This is a genomic window from Ideonella sp. P3_A4 (genome assembly GCF_056403075.1).
The window spans coordinates 1-1923 of the sequence record NZ_JBFUGE010000896.1 but is presented as its reverse complement, the minus strand read 5'-3'; the positions used below and the strand labels follow the sequence as shown (position 1 = coordinate 1923).

At 70.1% G+C, this 1923-nt stretch carries 2 protein-coding genes; one reads left to right on the top strand and one right to left on the bottom strand.

Features of this window, described 5'->3' with window-relative positions; all coding sequences use genetic code 11:
• Positions 1–1157: ATP-dependent helicase (locus tag AC1DYI_RS34175; protein WP_477208550.1), on the bottom strand; the 1157-nt coding region annotated here is incomplete at its 3' end.
• Between the two features lie 166 nt (positions 1158–1323).
• On the opposite strand from AC1DYI_RS34175, the gene AC1DYI_RS34170 reads away from it, so the two are divergent.
• On the top strand, positions 1324–1923 hold a 600-nt coding region (locus tag AC1DYI_RS34170; RefSeq protein ID WP_477208549.1), incomplete at its 3' end, for a PDC sensor domain-containing protein.

Genomic DNA, 1923 nt, shown 5'->3' with positions numbered 1-1923 from the left:
GCTTGCGACTTCAGCTTCAGCCCACCTTCGCGCCGCGCCAGCACACCGTCGACAACCCAGCGCGCCTGCGACGCCTCATCGTCCACCGCCACCAACTGCGGCCGCTCGGCGYCGGGCCTGTCGGTCCACAGCTGCTTGGCGAAACGCTCAGGTGCCAGCGCGATGACCGCATTGGCCGCATCGAGCAGCGGTTGCGTCGCGCGGTAGTTGCGCGCCAGCGTGACGATGCGTGCCGGCGGCGTGAACGCGGCCGGAAAGTCCAGGATGTTGCGCACCTCGGCGGCGCGGAACGCGTAGATCGACTGCGCATCGTCGCCGACAACCGTCAGCCCGTCGCCCTGGGGCTTGAGCGCCAGCAGAATCGCGGCCTGCAGCCGGTTGGTGTCCTGGTACTCGTCGACCAGCACGTGCGTGAAGCGCTCGCCCAGCCAAGCGGCGATGTCGGGCTCGCGCACCATCTCGGCCCACCACAGCAGCAGGTCGTCGTAGTCGAGCGCCTGCTGCTCGCGCTTGGCCGCTTCGTAGGCGCGAAACAGCGTGCGCAAGCCGGCCTCCGCGTCGACACACCAGGCGAAGGCTTCACGCAGCACGTCGCCCAGCGGCGCCTGGCTGTTGACCACGCGCGAGTAGATGGCCAGACAGGTGCCCTTGAGCGGGAAACGTGCCGTCCCGTTCTCGCCGGCACGTGCCAACCCTTGCGCTTCGCGCGTCCAGCCCATCAGATCTTCCGCGTCGCCGCGGTCGAGGATGCTGAAGTCTTCTGACAAGCTTAAGCGCGCGGCCTGCTCGCGCAGCAGCCGCGCGCCGATCGCGTGAAAGGTACCAGCCCAGGGCAACTGCGGCGCGGCGGCGGCCGACAGGCCGAGCGCGGCCTGCAACATGGCTGCCACACGCTGCTGCATCTCTTGCGCCGCCCGGCGCGAGAAGGTCAGCAACAGCAGACGGTTCGGGTCGGCGCCGCTGAGCACCAGCTGCACGACCCGGGCCGCCAGCGTCGTCGTCTTGCCAGCGCCGGCCCCGGCGATCACCAGCAACGGGCCGCGGCCGTGGGTGGCGGCCTCGCGTTGATCGTCGTTCAGCTGGGCCAGTGGGTCGACCCGGCCGGCGGCGACCGGGCTGCGGGCAGAGCGGGGAAGGGCGTTGACGACGGCAGACACCCCGCCAGCATACTGGATGGATGCCCAGTGGCGGTCACTCTCTGCGCCGACCGCGACATGTCCCACGGGCCGGGTGCACCGCCTTGTCCTGCCCGGCCGGCTGCACTACGCTCGGACGGCTGCGGTGTCGGGTGGTCAATGGCCGCCCGGCGTCGTGGCGCCTGCCATGAAACCCGCGCGCACCTTCCTAGGCCGACTGCTGTTGCTGGTCGGGGTGGTCACCCTGCCCTGGCTGCTGGCATTGGCGCTCGACATCTTTCACGACCGCCAGGCTGCCGAAGCCCGGGTCCTCGACAGTGCGCAGAAGCGCTCGGAATTGCTGGCCGAAGAGATCGACGGCACGCTGCAGCGCAGTCGCCATTTGCTCGACTTTCTCAGCAGCCGGCCCGAGATCCAGAAGGTCGATGTGCCGGGCTGCAAGGCCTTGCTGGCCGGGCTGGTGCTTGTCGACCCGCTGCTGGCCAACGCTGGTCTGGTCAGCCTCGACGGGCAGGTGCTGTGCGCGTCGGTCGACAACACGCGCGCGCCGGTCTCGCTGACCGACTTTCCCGAATTTGCGGCCGCGCGTCAGGGCACTGGCCTGATGCTGGGGCGCCCGCGCTGGGGGCCGGTGGCCGACAAGCTGGTGCTGCCGATGGTGCGCAACGTGCCCGGGCCGGACGGTCGATCGATCGGTCTGCTGATGCTGACGCTGGACCTCACGGCCTGGTCCGAGGGCTGGCGCCGGCACGCCGAGACCCTGGGCAGCACGCTGGTGCTGCAAGAC